Here is a 17,685-nt window from a genome sequence, read left to right on the forward strand (position 1 = left end):
AAATAAGGTTTTATCAGGTTTTAAACTTTTCTCACTTTTCCTGAGCCGATTACAGTTTTATCAACTGTTGGATTGCCAGAATAGTTTACACTGCCTGAACCGCTGATTACGGCCCTGATACTTTCGTCAACAGCGATGTTAACAGTACCTGAACCACTAATGGTGGTAGATAGCGTTTTTACAGCAAAAGATTTACCGGCAAAAGCACCTGAGCTGCTGATTACCACTTTGGCATGATCGGCACCGCCGGTAATGTTGATAGAACCCGATCCGCTAATAACACCGCTATAATTATCTACATCAGCCGTGGCTTTGATACTTCCAGAGCCACTAATTGTAGTGGTTAAGCTACCTGTACTGATTTTCCCGCTAACAGTTATGCCGCCATCGCCGCTAACGGTTAAGCTGGCCAGTTCTTTTGCGGTTACATAAGCGGTAATTTTTTTACCATCATATTTATTAGACCAGCTTCTGATGCTGGTTTGTGGGCGGATTACCAAAACGCCGCTTTTTACTTCGGTAACGATGGTAGCAAGGGCGTCGGCATCGCCTTCTAAACGGCAGCTTTCGGTGTTACCCAGGGTTACAATTACATTGATTGGTCCGGCCGAGGCTATACCATTGAAGTTTTTAACGTCGCGGTCGTCTTTTAGGGATTTAACAGCATTGATGTGCGAATGTGCTGTTGCAGCTATGCTAATACCAGAAGTTAATGTAAATGAAGCTAGTAATAGGGCAAATAATTTTTTCATGGTTATAGATTTATAGGTCTTTAATAATGATGAATAATCGGTTTTGAATATAAGACGGCAGTTCGGCCAAAAAGTTGCACCCGGTGAAAAATTTCGTGCTAATTTGGTGTCAGATTTTTAATGTCAGATGGGAACATCTGACCTCACCTAAAAGGTTCCAGAACTAGATCGTCATTCCCGCGCAGGCGGGAATCTTAATGCAATGGGCTTTAAGATTCCCAATCAAGTTGGGAATGACGATCGTCTAAACTTAGGATCTCCATAGGTTATTGTACTTAACCCTTCTTAATGTTAATATAAAACAGGGGATCGTGTTTGAAATTTTCCACAGTTACGCCTGCATCCACCGTAATGGCTTTCCAATCGTTGGTAGGTTTAATTAAAGTATAAGTACCGGCCTTCAAAGTAACGCGTACCGGCATATCGAAACCCTTAACATCGGTTACCCAACGGTAAGAAAGCGTATTGTTGTTGATTTTATATTCAAGCACCGGAATTTTGGTGTAACGCAAATACTGGTCGAATATCTTATCTAATTTTAAACCGCTTTGCCTGGCTATGTATTGCTCAATTTGAGCTGTAGTAACTGTTTGGTGATAAAAGGTTTTGCCTAAACCACGTAAAATCTGCCTGAATTTCTCATCGTTATTAATTAACTGGCGGATGGTGCTAATGAGGTTCGCTCCTTTAGGGTACATATCGCCAGAGCCTTCTTTATTTACACCGTAAGGACCAATAACCGGAACGTCGTTACGGATGCTTTTTTGAAGCCCGATTACATATTCATCTGCAGCAGCTTTATTCTCGGTACACTCGGTAAATAATACTTCAGAGTAATTGGTAAAACCTTCGTGAATCCACATATCGGCAATATCTTTTGAAGTGATATTATTGCCAAACCACTCATGACCACTTTCGTGGATGGTGATGAAATCCCATTTTAAACCATGCCCAGTGCCACTTAGATCGCGGCCCAGATAGCCTTGCTTAAATTGGTTACCGTAGGCCACAGCACTTTGGTGCTCCATACCCAGGTGTGGTGCCTGTACCAGTTTATAACCATCTTTATACCAAGGGTAAGGGCCAAACCAATATTCAAAACATTTTAGCATGGGTTTTACATCAGCATCCCAATGTGGGCGTGCTTTGGCACTGTCGGTTTGTAAAGCCCAGTAATCGATGGTTAGTTTTCCATTTTCACCATTGTAGCTATCTTCCCAGTGAGCGTATTTGCCAATGTAAAAGCTTACATCGTAATTGTTGATTGGATTGCCCACAATCCAGTTGTATTGCCTGTAACCATCTGGTTTATCAACCGTGTTTCTTAGTCTGCCATTTGATATTTCTTGTAAGGTATTGGGTACGCTGATACTGATAAGCATACTGTCTACCTCATCGCTCTGGTGATCTTTATTTGGCCACCAGCAGCTGGCGCCCAAGCCCTGGCAAGCTACCGAAACAAACGGATTGCCTGCGCTGTCTTTCTTGAAAATGAAACCGCCATCCCAGGGTGGTGTTTTCGCGACAACCGGGTTGCCTGAATAATAAACAGTGAATTTATCTTTGCTTCCTTTTTTTACGGCCTTAGGGAAGGCTACAAAAACAGCATTGTATTCTCTTTTAAAAGCTAGTTCAGCACCTTTGTAAACTACCTTTTCTACTTTAAGGTTATCGAAAAGATCGAACTGTAGTTTGGTGAAATCTTGTGTAGCGGTGAAGGCAAATTCGTTACTGCCGCTAACCGATTTTTGATCGATATCTATTTTCACATCTAAGTGATAGTAGTTGATGTCGTAACAAGTACGTAGCGGCGTAAGGGTTCCGCGCAGGCTATCGGCACGCGAATTTACCTGGTTTTTGCCCAGCATTTGCGCTTGCAGGCCTGAAATACTGAATGCGAGCGCTAAAATGGTGAATAGTTTTTTCATTTGTTTTTTATTAATCGTTTAAAACGATTGGTTATTACGCACACGTTAGAAACGCGCGCGGGCATATTGGCTTGTTATTTAATTACATCAACTTCGACAAAGCTATCGTTAAAAACAGTTTGTGTAGCTTTAATATAGTCGGCTTCGGTGGCTTTATAAGGATTGTCTACAAATTTTTGAGGATTGCGGGCAAACAACGGAAACGCAGTGCTCTGTACCTGAATCATGATGCGGTGTCCTTTTTTAAAGGTGTGCAATACATCCTGTAACTGGAAATTCACCTCGGTTTTTTGGTTAGCCACCAATGCCTCGGGTTTTTCGAAACTGTTACGGAAACGTGCCGGCATTACTTCTGAACGTACCATTTGCCAGTAATTACTCAAAATGATGTTTTTGTTAGGCATGTAGGCGTTGTTAGGTTCATCGGCCGGGTACACATCAATTAACTTCACAATAAAATCAGCATCGGTACCTGTTGTGGCAATTTTAAGGTGCGACATAATTTCGCCACCTAAAGTAATATCGTTATCCAAAACATCAGTTTGATAAACCAAAACATCGGGACGGCGGCCAGCGAAACGCTGATCTTCGCTCATGTAATTGTGTGGGGTAAAACCTAGTGTGGTGGTTAAATCTTCAGTGTATGGAACAGGCTTTAACGGATCGCTGATGTAATTAACTGAGCCTGTTGTGGCCGGAGCCGTCATACTCAGTTTACCATCGGCACCTAAATACAGTTTTTGTTTGCTTGCTTTTTCGGTAGGCCATTTGCTAAAGGTTTCCCATTCTTTTTTGCCGGTATCGAACATGTACGCTTCTGGTAAACCAGAGTTTTTATCGCCATTTCCTTTTAAAAAGTGGTTGAAGAATTTAGCTTCGATGTTTTTTTGATAGAAAGTGGCAATGCTATCGCCAAAATACACATTGCTGTGCATGGTATGGCCGGTTTCGCGACTCCATCTTCCGTGGCCAAAAGGTCCCATTACGATGGTGTTGTAAGCATTCGGATTTTTCTTCTCGATGGTTTTGTATATGTTTAACGGACCTGATAAATCTTCGGCATCGTACCAGCCGCCTACCACCATTACTGCCGGTTTAATAGTGCTATAGTGCTTTAGCAGACCACGTTTTTGCCAGAAATCATCGTAGTTGGGGTGGTTTACCGTTTCCTGCCAGAAAAAATTGTTTTTATAATATTTGTCAGCATTGGTTAAAGGCCCCAGATCTAATGCAAATTGATAACCGTCTTTGGTTTTAGGATTAATCATCTGGTTGTTGTACCAGGCTCTAGAAGTAGTATCGGTTTTCTGTACGCCAAACACAGGGAAGGTAAAAAAGTAACTCTGTAAAAATGAGCCATTGTGGTGGAAATCATCAAAAAAGAAATCCGAAATGGGTGCTTGTGGCGAAGAAGCCTTTAAAGCAGGGTGGTTACTTAAAATACCTGCTGCGGTATAAAAACCGGGGTAAGAAATTCCCCATTGTCCAACCTTACCGTTATTATTGGCTACATTTTTAACCAGCCAATCGATGGTGTCGTAGGTATCAGATCCTTCATCAACATCTTTTTTGGTTTTTTTATTGTCGATTACAGGTGTCATATTGGTCCAGGTTCCTTCGCTTTTCCAACGGCCGCGAACATCCTGATAAACCACAATGTAGCCTTCTTTCATCATCAGCTCTGATGGCCCTAAACGGGCAGGGAATTTATCTTCGCCATAAGGGGCCACGCTGTAGCAGGTGCGCTGCATCACCATCGGATATTTTTTATCCTTAGCCGCATCTTTAGGCGTGTAAATGGCAGTGAAAAGTTTTGTCCCATCGCGCATGGGGATGTAAACTTCTTTTTTGGTGTAGTTGGCCTTTGGGTAATTGGTATCTCCCTGTGCAAAGGCAGATGATGCCGAAAGCAGGATGATAAAGAGTTTAAAGTATTTCATTTTTTAAGAATAAGTAAGTTGGTCTGCATTTGGTTGATGGATAAAAGAACCAATGCGGTAGCAATGTTTATTTATTGAGATTAAAGTTAGTATTTAAATTTCTTTATTTGAATTCGATCCTTCGACAAGCTTAGGATGATAGTTTTGCCCTTCCGGTTCGTGTACGCACGAACCGGGGAGCGGAATTATTTCAACACCGAAACTGTAATAAACGAACTGTTAAAGGTATCGTGGTAAATTTTATGGGTTGCTTTTTGGAAATCGCCGGGCTCTGCCTGATAAATATCCATAAACTTTTGTGGGTTGCGATCAGCCAATGGGAACCATGAGTTTTGAATCTGGATCATGATTTTGTGCCCTTTTTTAAAGGTATGCGCTACATCAGGCAATGGATAATTTACTTTGGTAATAGCACCAGGTACAAAAGGCTCGGGTTTTTCAAAGCTGTTGCGGTATTTGCCACGCATAATTTCGCCGCGTACAAGCATTTCGTAACCGCCCATAATCAGGTTTTTAGGGTTAGGCACCGGGTTTGGTGCATCTTCCGGGTAAACATCAATCAGTTTAACCACATAATCGGCATCTGTTCCGGTTGTAGAAACTACCAGGTTAGCCAATACAGGACCGGTTAAAGTAATATCTTCTGTCAAAACATCGGTTTGGTAAGTTTTTACGTCGGGCCGGCGGGCTGCAAAGCGCTGGTCGTCGATCATGTACTCGCGGGTACGTTTGGCCTGAACGCCATCCTGATAAGGTACCGGATTATTCGGATCGCTTACATATTCATCCCAGCTATCGGTACGGCCCACTTTTTCGAAAGCCAGTTTTCCGTTAGGGTGTAAATACAGGTTTTTCGTTTCTACATCCTGTGGTGGCCAGTTACTGAATTTTTTCCATTCGTTGCTTCCGGTTACAAAAATATTGGCTTCGGCAGGGTTAAAATCACCTTCGCCTTTTAAATAATGTTTAAAGAAAGGTAATTCGTATTGTTGCTGATAATCGATACTGGTGGTTTTGCCAAAATTAATATCGCCGAGGTAAGAGCCATCACTGCGCACCCAACCACCGTGGTACCACGGCCCTGCTACCAGGATATTATTTGCACCGGGGTTTTGTTTCTCGATAGCTTTATAAGTGGCAAATGTACCGTACGCATCTTCGGCATCGAAGAAACCGCCAACCACCATCACAGCAGGTTTAACATTGGTTAAATGCGGGGTAATTAAGCGCGCTTTCCAGAAGGTATCGAGATTGGGGTGTTTAAATAAATCGTTCCAGAATTTAATGCTGTCGGCAAAATAACGGTCTTTTAAATTTTTAACCGATCCGGCTTCGAGGTAAAAGCGGTAATTATCCTGTATCGGGAACTGAAAACCTTTCGGTCCCTTATCTGGTGTAATCGGTTTTGGACGGGGAACACCAAAGCTGCCCATAAAACTAAAGGCATCCATTAAAAACAAGGTGCCACGGTGGTGAAAATCATCACCTAAAAACCAATCGGTAACGGGTGCCTGTGGCGAAACTGCTTTCAGTGCCGGGTGGGCATTGGGCAGCGAAGTGGTAGAATAAAAACCAGGGTAAGAAATGCCGTAAATACCGGCACTGCCATTATTGCCTTTTACATTTTTAACCAGCCAGTCAATAGTATCGTAGGTATCGGTACTTTCATCAATTGCTGTTTTGGTTTTTTTACCGCTTACTTGTGGACGGATATCGGCAAAAGTGCCTTCACTCATCCAACGGCCACGCACATCCTGGTAAACAAAGATGAAACCTTCGCGCATCATGGCCGGAAAATTACCTAAACTCAATTTGTACTGGTCTGCGCCATAAGGTGCAACGGTATATGGCGTGCGGTTAATTAGAAATGGATATTTTTTGGATTGATTTTTGGGTATATAAATTGACGTGAATAGTTTAACCCCATCCCGCATGGGAATCTGGCGTTCTATTTTGGTGTAATTCTCTCTAACATACGCCGAATCGCTCTGCTGGGCCAGCAATTCATGTGAAATAAACAAACAGATTAGGAGACTGAAAATTCTGGGAAAGTTCATTTAAGTTTAGTTTTTAGGAATAAAATTTAAAGATAGCAGATTCGTGTACGATTCTAAAAAAAACATCCCGTAAAAGGTTTGTTAGTAAAGATGTAAAAGGGAAGATGGAAGTAGATTTTACTATTACAGCGTCTTCGTCATCACGGTATCAAAATTTAGTTAAATATTGTTAAGGGATAATCTTTTAAGAATTTTCATCGTCATATAGATAATCGAATTAAACACAAAATAATGAACAGGTTATTGAATAAAGGATTGGTTGTTTTCGCTGCAGCAGCGATGATTGCAACTTTAAGCGTAGAAAGTGTTTCTGCCCAACGGCCAAGCAGAAGTGGCGGCTCTGGTGGTGGTAGCAGATCGGGGTCAATCGGACCTTCGAGAGGTGGTGGTTCTATTTCCAGACAGCCATCTATGCAAGCACCAAACCGGGGTAGTTTTTCTCCGGGCAGGGTAGGTGTTAGGCCAGAGCGTCCGGGTTATAGTTACAACAGGCCGGGGTATCGTCCGGGGTCTGGCTATCGCCCAGGTTACAGGCCAGGTTATGGTTACCGTCCGGGTTTTGGCAGACCTTATTACAGACCATACTACAGCTATTATAATTTCTACCGTCCATTTTTAGGTTTTAGGATCGGTGTGCTGCCTTATGGTTATTATCCGTTTTGGTTTGGTGCCAATCAGTTTTACTATTCAGGCGGATTGTTCTATCAACAAAATAACAGTCAATACGAAGTGGTAAGCCCACCAGTTGGTGCCGAAGTTCCGAACTTACCATCGGATGCGAATCTTGTTACCATTAACGGGGTAGATTATTACGAGTATAAAGGTGTGTACTACACCCAGAAAGAAAATGCTGATGGTAAAACCGTATATGTGGTAGCAGGTAAAGACGGTATTTTGAATACGACTGATGGTCCGGTTGATACGCACCAGATTGGCGATATCATTAACCAATTGCCTGAAGGTTGCCGCGAAGTAACCATTAAAAACGAAAAGTATTTTGTTTCGCCCGATGATGTTTACTACGAAGAAATTGTAGATGGCAATAACATTACTTACCGCGTAATTGGTAAGTTGTTTTAAGCACATCCCCAATAGTGATCAAGAGTTGTCAACTTTTTAGCAAATTGGCTAGTAAAGTTGACAACTCTTTTGTACAAATAGATAGCCGAAACAGATAAACGATCAGAAATGCGCTCAGAAGCGACCCTGAAATAAATTCAGTGTGATGCGTATTACAGACGCTCAAAAATCGATACTTTTACAGCCTAAATACTCCGATTTGAAACCTGTATCTCATCTGCTTATTATTTATGCTTTTTTTGCCCTTGTGTTCTCTTCTTGTTCTGCAACAAGGCAGGCTGCGAAGCAAAAAGAAACCAGCATTTCGTCGGTTAAGTTTTTAGATGAATACGTAATGCCGTTAAACCAAACCTTTCAAAATACCGTAGTTGGAGGTTTATCGGGTATTGATTACGACGCGGCCAGCAATCAATATTATCTCATTAGCGATGATCCTTCGCAGTTAAGCCCGGCGAGGATTTACACTGCGCAAATTGCTATTAAAGCCAATAAAATTGATACTGTGCAGGTAACAGGGGTAACTTTTATGCTGCAGCAAAATGGAAAGGAATACCCGAAATACCGCTCAGATAAAACATTAAAGGCAGATGGTGAGTCAGTTCGTTATAATCCTAAATTAAAAAGTTTTATCTGGAGTAATGAAGGGGAGCGTTTATTGAAAAACGGAGATACCATTATTGTTCAGCCAGCATTAACCTTTATTGCTAAGGATGGCCGGTTTTTAGATACCATACCTTTGCCTGCAGGCTTTCATTTTACAAAAGGAGAAAACGGACCACGCAAAAATGCCTTATTTGAAGGCGTAACTTATGCTGATCATTACAAAACCATTTATGCCAGTTTAGAAGAACCACTTTACCAGGATGGACCGCAGGCCGCTTTCGAATTTGATAAAGCGCTTACCCGAATCTTAAAGTTTGATGCCATAACAAAGAAAAATACAGCACAGTATGCCTATAATCTGGGGGCGATGCCGGTAAAACCAACTGTAGAAAACGACTGGAATGTAAATGGCATATCTGAAATTTTAGCGGTAAACGATCATAGCTTACTGGTAATGGAACGTGCCTGGGCTAAAGGACACGACGACCATACTTTTATTAAACTGTACCTGGTTGATTTGAACGGGGCAGAAAATGAAATCGATAATACTGGTTTTATTCAAAATCCACCTAAACCCTTAAAAAAGAAATTGCTTTTTGATTTCGATTCCCTTAACAAGCATATCGATAATTTTGAAGGGATCACTTTTGGCCCAAAATTACCAAACGGTCACCAGTCGCTGATTTTTTGCGTCGATAATAATTTCAGTAAATCGCAAACCCAACAGTTTTTCCTGTTCGAGGTTATTCCTTAGTTACAATTTATAATGAGTAAAATAAAAGCGCTGCTCTTCGATTTAGACGGTACGTTGATTGATTCGGAGAAATTTCATTTCGATTGCTGGAATACATTTTTATGCCCCTACAATGTTCAAATTGATTTTAAGGACTGGTTAAGCAATTATGCGGGAATCCCGCTGCCAAAAAATGCAAAAACCATAATAGGCCGCTACAAAATTGATGAAGATTTAGATGGCTTTATTAACCGAAGGGAGAAAGTAACGTTTGAGGGGTTTAGGACAACCGATATCCGGTTAATGCCGCATGCCCTGGAGTTTGTACAGTTTGCTTACGAAAAAGGGCTTACGCTTGCAGTAGTTACAGCAAGTCCGAAACTGGATGTCGAAGCTGTTTTTGAACGCAATGGTCTGGCAAAATATTTCCGTTTGTTTATTACACGGAGCGATGTAAGTAAATCAAAACCTGATCCTGAAAGTTATAACCTATGTGTGGAGCGCCTGGGTTTGCAAAAAGACGAATGCCTGGTTTTTGAAGATACCATCAACGGGGTGAAATCGGCTATGGCTGCAGGTATCACCTGTTTTGCTGTTCAGGCCAATGTACGGGCACATCAGAAATTAAGGGTGGCCGATCAATTGTTTCTGAATATGGCTTATGCCCAAAAATATATCATTGAAAATGAGCTTGTCGCTATCCATTAGCCTTAGCCGGCTCATTTAACTGTCAAATCTCTTAGCAGTGTGGTAAACTAAGGGGATATTGGTTATTGCAATACGGCTACGTTTGCAGCTTTTAACCTTTTTTCCCTACATTTGGCTAATCAAAATTCTCAAGAAATTATGCAATACGATGTCGTTGTTATCGGTTCAGGACCGGGCGGTTATGTAGGCGCAATCCGTTGTGCTCAGTTAGGTTTAAAAACTGCAGTGGTAGAAAAATATAAAACTTTTGGCGGTACCTGCTTAAACGTAGGTTGTATCCCATCAAAGGCTTTATTAGATTCTTCAGAGCATTACCACAATGCTGCCCATACTTTCACTACCCATGGTATCAACTTAAAAGATTTAAAAGTTGATATGAAACAAATGATCGCCCGTAAAGACGATGTTGTTGCTCAAAATACAGCCGGTATTACCTATTTATTCAAGAAAAACAAAATCGATTCTTTCGAAGGTGTAGGTTCTTTTGTAGATAAAAATACCATTCTGGTAACCAAAGCTAATGGTACTACCGAAACTTTATCGGCAAAAAACGTAATTATTGCAACGGGTTCTAAACCTACTGCTTTGCCGTTTTTACCAATCGATAAAAAACGCATCATTACCTCAACCGAGGCTTTAAACATTAAAGAAGTGCCAAAAACAATGGTTGTAATTGGTGGTGGTGTTATCGGTTTAGAGTTAGGTTCTGTGTACGCACGTTTAGGTACCAAAGTTTCTGTAGTTGAGTTCTTACCTTCAATTATTGGCACTATGGATGCTGGTTTAGGTAAAGAACTTCAACGTGTGTTAAAGAAAACTTTAGGTATGGAGTTTTACATGGGGCACAAAGTTACAGGTGCTACCACCAAAGGTAAAACCGTTACAGTTACAGCCGATACGCCAAAAGGCGAATCTATTTCTTTAGAAGCCGATTACTGCATTGTTGCTGTGGGGCGTACTGCTTATACCGAAGGTTTAGGCTTAGATAAAATCGGTATCACGGTTGAGGAAAGAGGTAAAAAAATTCCGGTAAACGAACACTTAGAAACTTCGGTTAAAGGTGTTTATGCTATTGGTGATGTAATTACAGGCGCAATGTTGGCGCACAAAGCCGAAGATGAAGGTACTTATGTTGCTGAATCTATCGCCGGACAAAAACCACATATCAATTATAACTTAATCCCTGGTGTGGTGTACACCTGGCCGGAAGTTGCTTCTGTTGGTTTAACCGAAGAGCAATTGAAAGAAAAAGGAACAAAATATAAAGCAGGTTCATTCCCGTTCAAAGCGAGTGGCCGTGCTAAAGCAAGTATGGATACCGATGGTTTCATTAAAGTATTGGCTGATGCCGCTACTGATGAAGTTTTAGGTGTACACATGATTGGTCCGCGTGCAGCTGATATGATTGCCGAGGCTGTTATAGCAATGGAATTCCGTGCATCAGCAGAAGATATTGCACGTACCTGCCATGCGCATCCAACTTATACCGAAGCGTTAAAAGAAGCAGCTTTAGCCGCAACTGATAACAGAGCAATACATATTTAATCAACCAGTTATGCTGAACTAGTTTCGGTAGCTGTTTGATAAGTTATACTTATAAAATCCCGGTATTTATATCGGGATTTTTTGTTTAAATTTTTATCCGTCCTCTCAAGCGGAGTGCAACGTAGTCGAGAGATCTATCTCGAGTTAGATCTCTCCCTGCCCGAAGCAGGCGGGCGCTCCACTACGTTCCGGTCGAGATGACGACGCTTTGTAATGAAGTTGGTGAATGATAATGGTGTGTATTGCAGCCAGGATGATTGGAGGTTGCCTTTTTGGCCTTTCTGCTTTCCACTTTCGGCTTTTTGCTTTCCTTGGGTATGCCCCAAGCTGCGCAAAGGTCGGGCTATCCGTTTCAATTTTTTGTTTTGCTTTCGACTGCGCTCCAGCTAACAACAAAAGGATTTACACTGTTATCCCTCATGCAAAAAAAAACAGAATGGATAGGAAATTGTCTCCCCTCTGCTTTCTGCTTTGGTCTTTCTGCTTTAGTCTTTCTTTATATTTTCTTAATAAAATGATAACGTACATTGCTTGAAAAACAGCGTTATACGAATTTATTTTTGCGGTTCAGATAATAAACAAACGATGAACTGTAAAAAACTATTTGGTGCAATCCTGATTGCATCACTGGCATTTGCTGCCTGTAAGAAAAACCCAACCGATGAACCGATTATAGATCCGCCAACCGAAGCGGTAGTTCCCGAAAAAATAGACAGTTTTAAGGAAATTGCTTCAATTGATTTGGGCGGCGAATTTGCCTCAGAAATTTCTGCTTACGATCCCTTAACCAAACAATTATTTGTAGTGAGTAACGATGGGGGAACCAAGGTTGATGTAGTGGATATGAGTAAATACCCAACGGTTACCAAATTAAAAACATTAATTTATCCAAACAACGCAGGCATTAACAGTGTGGCGGTGAGCAACGGTTTACTGGCAATCGCTTTAGATGGTGCCGATAAGCAGGGAAATGGCGATGTTTTAGTGTTAAAGACCTCCGATTTATCAGAAGTTAAAAAAATTACCGTGGGTGCTATGCCCGATATGGTTACTTTTAGCCCGGATGGTAATTACATTTTATCGGCTAACGAAGGTGAACCGAACCTGGCTTATACCGTTGATCCTAAAGGAACCATTTCAATCATTAATATCAAAGATAATTATTCAGTAAAAACAGTAGATTTCTCGGCTTTCGAATCGCAGAAAGCAACTTTATTGGCAGGGGGTTTCAGGATTTATGGTTACAACGCCAGTTTTACCCAGGATATTGAACCTGAATATATTGCCGTTAGCACTGATTCTAAAAAGGCATACGTTACCTTACAAGAAAACAACGGGGTTGCCGAAGTTGATATTGTTGCAGGAACCATTACCAAAATTACGCCTTTGGGTACCAGAGATATCAGTTTAGCTGAAAATGCCTTTGATGTAAGCGATAAAGACAGTAAAAAAGTATTAGGTACATGGCCTATCAAGGCTTACTATTTGCCAGATGCAATTTCATATTTCAGCACTGGAGGTACTGCTTATCTGGCTTTAGCAAATGAGGGAGATACCAGACAGGATTATACTCCAAAAGATTCAAAAGAAGAGGTACGCGTAAAAGATCTTATTTTAGACCCGGTTAAGTTTCCAAACGCTGCAACCTTGCAGTTAGATGCCAATCTGGGCAGGCTTACCGTAACCAATACTGCCGGTTATACAGTGGTTGGTACCAATAAAGTATATCAGGAATTGTTTTCAACTGGCGGAAGATGTGTGAGCATCCTGAATGCAAATACCGGAGCTTTGGTCGCCAATATTGGAAAAGACCTTGAGCAACAGGTGATTGATGCCGGTAAATATGATGATGACCGCTCGGATAATAAAGGGGTAGAGGTAGAGAGTGTAACCGTTGCCCAGGTAAATGGAAAAACTTTAGCTTTTATTGGTATGGAGCGCGCAGATGCGATTGCCATTTATGATGTTACTACTCCTGCTGCGCCGAAATTTGTTCAGCTATTCTCTACTGGCGATGCACCTGAAGGTTTGTTGTTTGTTAAACCAAAAGATAGCCCGAATGGCAGAAGTTTATTAATTGTTTCGAACGAAGCAGATGGAACAGTAAGGTTTTATCAGCCTGATAAAATATAGTCGACTCTCTTATTAATTATTATGTTTTAGGCCCCGGTATGCTATCGGGGCTTTTTTGTTTTATTGCTGTTCCGCTCCTAGACCGTCATTGCCACGAAGGTGGGAATCCTAATACATTGGTATTTGTGCTGTAAGCATGGTTTGTTCCGTACAACACAGTAATGATCTGGTTGTAATAATAACCACGCACTGGTCTTTAAGCTTCCAACTTTTAACCCTATATTGCAGCACAAAATAAAACTTTAGGGGTGCCTTCAAATTAGTTGGCTGAGAATATACCCATTGACATTAAATTACCAAATCAAAATATTCAATTTTCAAAAGTTTGAACATTGGAATTTGATTATTGGAATTTTAAAGTCATGAACCTGATCCGGATAATGCCGGCGTAGGAAATTAGTTTGTCTGCTGCGTAAATTGCATTTCTGCATTTTGAAGACTCCTGAAGTGTTATAAACAAAGATGAAGTCTTAGAACCATGAATTATATTAATGTTTTAACCATAGCCGGCTCCGATAGTGGTGGTGGCGCGGGTATTCAGGCCGATTTAAAGACCTTTTCGGCGCTGGGCTGTTTCGGTACTTCGGTAATTACAGCGGTAACAGCACAAAATACGATGGGCGTAAGGTCTGTTCATGGTATTCCACCCGAACTGATTAAAGACCAGCTGCAAGCCGTGCTTGAAGATATACAGCCTGTTGCCATTAAAATCGGGATGATTAACCGGGTAGAAGTGGTCGATGTAATCGAAGCTGAACTTAAAGCTTATGGCAACAAAGTTCCTGTTATTTTAGATCCGGTGATGGTGGCTACCAGTGGTCATAAGCTTATTGAGCCCGATACTGTTACGCAGTTAATCGATAAATTATTTCCGCTCGTAAGCCTGGTTACCCCGAATATAGATGAAGCCATTATCCTTGCCGAACAACCCATTTTTAACCTCGATGATATGGTTGCCGCAGGGCGAAAAATTATCGGAAAAGGAGCAAAGGCGGTATTGGTTAAAGGCGGTCATTTATCTGGTCCGGTTATTTACGATGTGTATATCGCCGGCAATGAGGAACCTGTGATTTTGGAAAGTGCTTTTATTGCTTCTAAAAATCTGCATGGAACAGGTTGTACCTTGTCTTCGGCTATTGCTGCTGAAATGGGTAAAGGCAACAATCTGCTTGCCGCGGTTAAAAACGCGAAACAATATATTGCCGCTGCATTACAGGCAGGTAGCGAGATTACTACAGGTGCCGGAAACGGCCCTCTGAATCATTTTTTTAACCCTTCAAAATTAATTGTACAATGAAATGGAGTGAGCAGGCCTGGGAGTTAGTGAAGCCCATCTATGATAAGATTTTAGCCATGCCTTTTAATCAGGAGTTAAGTGAGGGCACTTTACCTAAGGAAAAGTTTATTTTTTATCTGGCGCAGGATGCCTATTATCTATTGGAATTTGGCCGGACATTAAGCACCATTAGTGGTCGCGTTGATGATGCAGAACTGGTTATGGCCTATGCCGGATTTTCTACCGGAGCTATTTTTGCTGAGCGTAGTTTGCACGAAAGTTATTTTGTAGAATTTGGTCTGGAAAGCAAAGTAACACCATCGCCGGCAACACTTTTGTACACCAATTATCTTTTAAACCAAGCCGCTTATGCCAGTGTAGAAGTAGCTGCTGCGGCAGTTTTACCTTGCTTCTGGATTTATAAGGCAGTTGGCGATCATATCTTTGCGCAGCAAAAGGGAAACCAAAATGTTTATAAAAGGTGGATTGATATGTATTCAGGAATTGAATTTGCCCAGGCCGTAACACAGGCCATCAATATAACCGACGATTTGGCCAGGCATGCAAGCCCTGCTACACGACAAAAAATGTTTGATGCTTTTGAAATGGCCACACGGCTTGAATGGATGTTTTGGGATAGTGCCTACCAACTTGAACAGTGGAAGATTTAACCAGGTTATAGCGTTTTTTGCAAATATTTTGATATAAACTTAAAAAAATGTCGGTATTTCCAATAGATTTAAGGAACTTTGTAGCTTAATCTTATTACTCATACATCAATTTTGGAAGAAAACCCGCAAGATCAGGCCCTATTAAGTACACCAGAAAGTAAACCTGTATTAGCGCATAGTTCTCCAAAACAAGTACGTTTTGCCATCTCAGCCTTTTACTTTATGCAAGGGGTTTGCTTTGCAAGCTGGGCTAGCCGGATTCCGACATTTAAAGCCTTAATGAACTTAAATGATGCAGAATTAGGTTCCATTCTCTTTGCATTGCCTGCTGGTCAGATCATGACGATGTTTTTTTCGGCAAAACTAACCACGCATTTTGGTAGCAAGAAAATGCTTCAGGCCACAGCACCCATGTATGCCATCGCGTTAACCTTTTTGGCGTTGGCGACTACAGGCTGGCAACTGGCTGCTTTTTTGGTGCTGTTTGGCATTACAGGTAATCTTTGCAACATTGCCTTAAATACGCAGGGCGTTGCCGGCGAAAATTATTACGGCAAGCCGATTATGAGTTCTTTCCACGGTGCTTGGAGTATTGGGAATTTAACCGGGGCATTAATTGCACTGGGCCTGGTTAACTTAAAATTAGGAATGTATACGCATTTCTGGATTATCGCCGCCATATCCTTAACTAATGTGGCGTTTAACGCTAAAAAATTACTCAACTACAATAAACCTGATACACTGGCCGAAAAAACAAAGTTTTTTACCATGCCGCAGGGGATCCTGGTTTTATTGGGTCTTATCGCTTTTTGTAGTATGGCTACCGAAGGAACCATGTTCGATTGGAGTGCCATTTATTTCGAAGATGTAGTGAAGTTGCCGCATAACCGTGCCATTATTGGCTATGCCTCTTTTATGTTTATGATGGCCAGCGGTAGATTTTTGGGGGTATATCTGATCGGTAAATTTGGTCGGAAAAACCTTTTGCAAATCAGTGGTGCCATTATATCAATAGGTATGGCACTTGCGGTAATATTCCCGAATATTTTTGTGGCCATTATTGGCTTTATGCTAATTGGTTTGGGTGTTTCGAGTATTGTACCCATGGTTTACAGCATTGCAGGTAACAACAAAAAAGTACCTGCGGGTAAGGCCATAACCATGGTTTCGAGCATTGGTTATTTCGCATTCCTGTTTGGTCCACCACTAATTGGATACATTTCGCAACTATCGAGCCTGCGCTATTCTTTCGGAATTATATCTGTTTTTGGGTTGTTAATCACCTTTGTAATTACCAAAATTAAGGAAATAAACTAGTCTGAGGTTAATTGTTTGAAGCGGTTAACTTAAAACATTTCGTTATACGCTTTCATGCTAAAGAGATCCTGAAATAAATTCAGGGTGACGCGCTAGTAAATTTACTCCTTCTTCACCAATCCATGCTCTTTTAACGCTGCAATGGCCAATTCTATTAATCGTAGGTTTTCATCCTGATGACCGTGTTGTACCTCAACATTGATGTAAGGAATGTGGTTCTGCATAGCGTAAACGGAGAGCGAACCATCGTTGGAAACAAACTTGGATTGAAGAATAACATTTACATTCGCTTTTTTTAAGGTCGAGAATAATTTAGGTTCGGTTACGTACAATAGGTCGTCGTTATCCATCTGGAAATTGATATAAACCGAATCGGCCGTACTGGCTAAATCGTATCCGGGCAGGTATGAGGAAATTCCAAAGCCCCCATTTGCATTGTTATGTAGAGTTAAGAAGTAACCCGTTGATTTGGGATCGTAAAAATCTACAATTTGCTTACCTGCATTTAATATCGCTTTCTCTACTTCGTTCGAGCTATAAGCATCTTTCTTCAACCGTGTGTTTACCCCAACTTCAGTATAAATGGCATTTGGGTCAATCCGGTAGCGGTCGTCCATATAGGTGAAATTATAGTCTCTTACGCCACCATACTGGCAGTCTATGAGTTCGCCACCGCTCCAGCGGATATAATCGAAACCAGCCTTTACGCCTGTATCTTCATTGTCGTGAACCACCAAAAAGCGGATCCCATTAGGTTTATAGCTGTATTTTACCAGGGTAATATTGAGGTTTGCTACTTTAACGAATACCGAATCGGATTTCATTGCCGGGAAAACTGGCGGATGCTGGGCTTTTACAATGAGGGCAGTACAGATGAGAAATAGGCTAATGACGGTTTTAAACATAATCACTAATATACAATGTTGATTAACAATTTGTTTG

General features: G+C 41.3%; 13 protein-coding genes. 8 read left to right on the plus strand and 5 right to left on the minus strand.

Annotated features, from left to right (window positions below; translation table 11 throughout):
* Nucleotides 1–20 precede the first annotated feature (20 nt).
* The 4 genes from DBR40_RS25550 to DBR40_RS25565 form a co-directional block, all read right to left on the minus strand.
* A complete protein-coding gene (locus DBR40_RS25550) occupies nucleotides 21–752 on the minus strand; it encodes a head GIN domain-containing protein (protein WP_124562564.1) in 732 nt (243 codons plus the stop codon).
* A 275-nt stretch (nucleotides 753–1,027) separates the two neighbouring features.
* Nucleotides 1,028–2,680: a M1 family metallopeptidase gene (locus DBR40_RS25555; protein ID WP_124562565.1), complete on the minus strand. Its 1,653-nt coding sequence runs from the start codon at nucleotides 2,678–2,680 to the stop codon at nucleotides 1,028–1,030.
* A gap of 74 nt (nucleotides 2,681–2,754) precedes the next feature.
* Nucleotides 2,755–4,620: a CocE/NonD family hydrolase gene (locus DBR40_RS25560; protein WP_124562566.1), complete on the minus strand. Its 1,866-nt coding sequence runs from the start codon at nucleotides 4,618–4,620 to the stop codon at nucleotides 2,755–2,757.
* A 185-nt stretch (nucleotides 4,621–4,805) separates the two neighbouring features.
* Complete coding sequence (locus DBR40_RS25565; protein WP_124562567.1) at nucleotides 4,806–6,677, minus strand: CocE/NonD family hydrolase; 1,872 nt, start codon at nucleotides 6,675–6,677, stop codon at nucleotides 4,806–4,808.
* Nucleotides 6,678–6,908: 231 nt separating this feature from the next.
* Here DBR40_RS25565 and DBR40_RS25570 point away from each other — a divergent pair, with 231 nt between their 5' ends.
* The 8 genes from DBR40_RS25570 (at nucleotide 6,909) to DBR40_RS25605 (ending at nucleotide 16,743) form a co-directional block, all read left to right on the plus strand.
* Nucleotides 6,909–7,757 (plus strand): DUF6515 family protein, encoded by an 849-nt coding sequence (locus tag DBR40_RS25570; RefSeq protein WP_124562568.1) that lies wholly within the window; start codon nucleotides 6,909–6,911, stop codon nucleotides 7,755–7,757.
* A gap of 145 nt (nucleotides 7,758–7,902) precedes the next feature.
* On the plus strand, nucleotides 7,903–9,114 hold the full coding sequence (locus DBR40_RS25575) for an esterase-like activity of phytase family protein (RefSeq protein ID WP_124562569.1): 1,212 nt from the start codon (nucleotides 7,903–7,905) through the stop codon (nucleotides 9,112–9,114).
* Nucleotides 9,115–9,126: 12 nt separating this feature from the next.
* Entirely contained in the window at nucleotides 9,127–9,801 is a 675-nt protein-coding gene (locus DBR40_RS25580) for an HAD family hydrolase (RefSeq protein WP_124562570.1), read from the plus strand.
* A gap of 138 nt (nucleotides 9,802–9,939) precedes the next feature.
* Nucleotides 9,940–11,346, plus strand: a complete 1,407-nt coding sequence (gene lpdA, locus DBR40_RS25585; RefSeq protein WP_124562571.1) for a dihydrolipoyl dehydrogenase — start codon at nucleotides 9,940–9,942, stop codon at nucleotides 11,344–11,346.
* Between the two features lie 585 nt (nucleotides 11,347–11,931).
* Nucleotides 11,932–13,479, plus strand: a complete 1,548-nt coding sequence (locus tag DBR40_RS25590; RefSeq protein WP_124562572.1) for a choice-of-anchor I family protein — start codon at nucleotides 11,932–11,934, stop codon at nucleotides 13,477–13,479.
* A 478-nt stretch (nucleotides 13,480–13,957) separates the two neighbouring features.
* A complete protein-coding gene (thiD, locus tag DBR40_RS25595) occupies nucleotides 13,958–14,776 on the plus strand; it encodes a bifunctional hydroxymethylpyrimidine kinase/phosphomethylpyrimidine kinase (RefSeq protein ID WP_124562573.1) in 819 nt (272 codons plus the stop codon).
* Nucleotides 14,773–15,426, plus strand: a complete 654-nt coding sequence (locus tag DBR40_RS25600) for a TenA family protein (protein ID WP_124562574.1) — start codon at nucleotides 14,773–14,775, stop codon at nucleotides 15,424–15,426. The genes thiD and DBR40_RS25600 overlap by 4 nt, the downstream gene beginning before the upstream one ends.
* Nucleotides 15,427–15,537: 111 nt before the next feature.
* On the plus strand, nucleotides 15,538–16,743 hold the full coding sequence (locus tag DBR40_RS25605; protein WP_233603990.1) for an MFS transporter: 1,206 nt from the start codon (nucleotides 15,538–15,540) through the stop codon (nucleotides 16,741–16,743).
* Nucleotides 16,744–16,844: 101 nt separating this feature from the next.
* On the opposite strand, the gene DBR40_RS25610 is transcribed toward DBR40_RS25605, so the two are convergent.
* Nucleotides 16,845–17,648, minus strand: a complete 804-nt coding sequence (locus tag DBR40_RS25610) for a hypothetical protein (protein ID WP_124562575.1) — start codon at nucleotides 17,646–17,648, stop codon at nucleotides 16,845–16,847.
* Nucleotides 17,649–17,685: the final 37 nt, after the last annotated feature.

This window comes from Pedobacter sp. KBW01 (assembly GCF_003852395.1).
Taxonomy (GTDB): domain Bacteria; phylum Bacteroidota; class Bacteroidia; order Sphingobacteriales; family Sphingobacteriaceae; genus Pedobacter.